This window comes from Terriglobales bacterium, from assembly GCA_035457425.1.
GTDB lineage: Bacteria > Acidobacteriota > Terriglobia > Terriglobales > Acidobacteriaceae > JACPNR01.
The window spans coordinates 1-3,760 of the sequence record DATIBR010000034.1 but is presented as its reverse complement, the minus strand read 5'-3'; the positions used below and the strand labels follow the sequence as shown (position 1 = coordinate 3,760).

General features: G+C 66.5%; 2 protein-coding genes. One reads left to right on the top strand and one right to left on the bottom strand.

Annotation, left to right across the window (positions count from 1 at the left end):
• Positions 1 to 155: 155 nt before the first annotated feature.
• The gene (locus tag VLA96_02885) at positions 156 to 3,113 is read right to left on the bottom strand and encodes an AsmA family protein (protein HSE48133.1); all 2,958 of its coding nucleotides are present in this window, start codon (positions 3,111 to 3,113) and stop codon (positions 156 to 158) included.
• Positions 3,114 to 3,282: 169 nt separating this feature from the next.
• Here VLA96_02885 and VLA96_02880 point away from each other — a divergent pair.
• The coding region (locus VLA96_02880; protein ID HSE48132.1) for a tetratricopeptide repeat protein at positions 3,283 to 3,760 on the top strand (478 nt) is incomplete at its 3' end.

The window sequence follows — 3,760 nt, the reverse complement described above, 5'->3', positions numbered from 1 at the left end:
ACTCCAAGCGCCTCGAGGCCGTGCCGTGGACCCGGTACTGCATCGATTGCCAGGAGAAGATGGAAAAGGGCCAGCTCGAAGAGGTCCGCTGAGCCCCGCAAGTTCCAAGGCCGCCGCGATTCGCGGCGGCTTTTTGTTTCGCTGATCGCTGCTTGTTACTTCGGCTGGTCCGGCGGCGGCTCCTCGCTGTAGTCCTTCGGCTGCTGGTTCGGGGTCGGACTCGGCGACGGCTGCGCCGGCGGCGGCTGGTTCTTCTGCTGCCGCTTCTTGGTCGCGTCCAGGATCTGCTGCAGCAGGTCAGGCTGCTTCGGTTGCGGCTGCGTCCCGGTCTGCGCCGGCTGCTGGCCATCCGGAGGCTGCTGCTGCGACTGCGGCTGGCCATCCGGCGGCGGTTGCTGCTGCTTCTTCTTCCCGCCGAACGTACCCAGGATGTCCTGCACGGTGCCCACGGGATTGGTGCTCAGACCTTCCATCTTCATCTGCGCAATGCGCTGCATGTCGGGCGCGAACTTCGGCTTCGCGAACGTCCCGGTGACCTGCACCGGGATCACCAGTTCGCCGTTCTGGTTGGCCAGCGCCGTCCTCATGAATCCGCCGATGCCGGTCCCGCCCACCTCCTGGCTGCGCTCCTTCGAGAGCGTTGCCACCATCCTCATGTTCAGCGACTGGTCGGCGAGGTTCGCGCTGCCTGCGCCCGTCACCGTCGCCCCGTCGATCACCGCCTTCAGGTTGTTGGTCTGCGCCACGCCGTTCTGCACGTCGAAGTCGCCGGTGAGCGCCACCAGGTTCGTGAACGGCTGCTCGCTGAATTTCTGGCCCGTCGTCAGGAATTTGCCGGCGTTCGCCAACTCGTACCACAGGTCCATGTTTGCGATCTTGCCGTTCCGCAGGTTCAGGTTCAACGTCCCGTTGAGCGAGCGCGCGATCTGGTCCGAGCTCGAGCCCGAGCGGAACGACGTGTTGGCGTTCGCCATCAGCAGCCCGTAGAGCGTCTGCTTCAGCGAGGTCGTCGACGACAGCAGCTTGTTCGCGTCCACCTTCTCGAGCTTGGTGTTCACCGCGTACTGGATGGGGTCCGGCCGCGTGTCGATCACGATCGAGCCGGTCTGCATGCCGCCGTAGATCTCCGCCGTCAGCGGCGCCAGCCGGATCACGCCGTGGTCGAGCGTCGCATCCGACTTCGCGTTGTTCATCACCAGCTGGTCGTAGAGGATCGTGCCGACCGCGATCTTGCCGCGGCCCGTCATCTTCGCGAGCGCGCCCTCCTCGGCCGCGTTTGCCAGCGGCGTCACCACGCCCGCTTGCGCCTTCTTGCTCGCGAACCACGCCGGCAGCTCGTTGAGGTTCAGCTTGTCGGCCGTGAGCGTGAATTCCACCTGCGGCGCCGCGAAGTTGCGCAGGGTCACCGTGCCGCTCGCGTTCGTGCTGCCGATCGCGCCCACCAGGTTCTGCAGCACCGCCGAGTTCTGCGTGAACTTCAGGTCGGCGTTGCGGACCACCACCGGCGTCCCCAGCGACGGCATCTGCAGGTTCGCGTTCTGGAGCGACCCGGAGCCCGACAGCGCCATCGCCGACGCATTTTTCAGCGCGCCGCTGGCGCGCAGGTCGAGCGTGATGCGCCCGCTGCCGCTCACGCCCTCCACCGCCTCGATGCCGTACGCGCGCGCGATGTTCAGCACGTCTTCCACCTGCGCGCCGCCTGTGCGCACGGTCGCCTGCACCTGCGGATTGGAGGTCGTGTACTGCGTGAGCGCAAACTGCACGTTCACCGTCGCGCCCGCGGTCGAGGCCGCGAAATCGTTGGAACGGACTTCGGTGGGCGAGAGCGCGAGCTGGATGCCCTGCACCTGCACCGGCTGCTTCAATCCCTTGCCGCTGATGCTCAGGTTCTTGGCGCTGATGTTGCCGTTGAGCAGCGGCTGCGTCGCCGCGCCCTTCGCCTGCACGTCGGCCTGCACGCGCCCGTCGATGTTCATGTCCTTATGGAAGGCGACGCCGAACGCCGACGCCAGCCGCGCGATCTCGCCGATCGGCGCCTCCGGCGTCCAGATGCGCAGGTCGAGCTGCATCGGCGTGGGCGCCGCGTTCATCACTCCCGTCACCGACAGCGGCGTGGCGCCCAGCTTCAGCGTGCCTTTTTCGATGCGGATCACTTCGCTGTCCAGGTCTTCGCGGACGTCGAAGTCCGCCGCGATCGGATACCCGATGTTCACGCCCTTGACCTTCGGCTGCTCGATGCGCAGCGCGCCCTTCGCCGCCAGCTTGCCGTCGGCGTTCTTCACCGTCGTGTCGCCGCTCACGATGCCGTCCGCGCCCGCCAGCGCAGGGGTGTTGAGGAACCGTTGCAAGCCCGCGATCGATACCTCCTCTAGCTTCAGCGTGCCGTCGATCGGCGTCGCCAGCCGGTTGTCGTCGCGGATCGGTCCGACCTTCGCGTTCAACCGCGCTTCCTGTTTGCCCTGGCCCGGCAGGTGCGCCGCCAAGTCGATCAGGAAGGGGTGCCCCGGCTTGTAATCCTCGATCGCCAGGTCGATGTGGTCGTACACCGCGCGCGGCTGCTTCGCCTTCAGGTCGGTGATCGCGATTTGGCCGTCGCTGATCCGCAGACGGTCGAGCGCGAACTCCTGCGGCTTCTGCTTGGCCTGCTGCTCGTCCTGCTTCTGCTGCTGGGCGCGCGCCTGCTCCTCGCGCGTGACGCCGGCCGGCTGTTCGGTCGTCGCGGCGTTGTGTCCCAGGCTGGCGAAGTTCCACACCCCGCCCGCGTTTTTCACCAGCTCGATCTGCGGCTTCTCCAATTCGAGCGAGCGCACCTGCACGTCGCCGCGCAACAGCGGCCACAGCTCCGCGCGCACGTACAGCTCATCCGCTTTGGCAAAGACCTTCCCCTCGCCAAAACTGGGGTCTTCGGCGATGGTCGTGCCCTGCACACGGATGGCAAAGGGCAACAGGCTGAGCTTCATCGGGCCGAGCGTGACCTTGCGCCCGACGCGCTTCTCGATCTCCGCCTGGATCCGGCCGTGATACCGGTTGACGTCGATCACGTAGGGCAGCGCCACGGCGGCGCCTACCACCAGCAACACGATGACTGCGAGCGCGATCCATAGTTTGCGCATATGGTCTCCCGGCCGCGTACGGGCCGCGGTCAGTGAAAGGGCCGTTTCAGAAGGAGCTTCTCTTAGTTGGAAGCCGCGCTGCCCGGGGTCGGTTGCACCGGCATTTTCAGCCTGCTAAACTCAACGTTTTGCAGCCACTTCCGCCGACCCGTCAGGAACCCTGAAAACTGTGCCCGGCTATACCCGTCAGCAACTCAAACACGACCGCTTCACCGATGCCACCCAGGGGGCCGCTTCCTGGGCCGCCGGCCACCAGAAGAACGTCGCCATCGCGGTCGGCGCAGTCGTCCTGCTCGCTGCTGTCCTGGCAGGAGGATGGTACTACTTTGACCGCCAGAACGAGCAGGCCAGCGTCGCCTTGGGCAAGGCGGTCCGGACCTTCCAGAGCCAACTGCGCGCCCCCGGCTCGCCGGAACGGCCTCGCATCCTGACCTTCGAGTCGGCTGAAGCGCGCGGCAAGCAGGCACAGAAGGAGTTCCTGGAAGTCGCCGAGCGGTACCCGCACACGCGCACCGCCGAAGTCGCTCGCTTCCTGGCCGGAGTCGCCGCCATCGACGCCGGCGACAAGGCCACCGCCGAACGTGAGCTGAAAGCCGCGGCGGATTCGCGCCGTGAAGATTTGGCCGCTCTGGCCAAGATGGCCCTAG

Bases quoted from the DNA above. Each gene is read 5' to 3' on its own strand.
- VLA96_02885 (HSE48133.1), bottom strand. From the start codon at position 3,113: ATGCGCAAACTATGGATCGCGCTCGCAGTCATCGTGTTGCTGGTGGTA.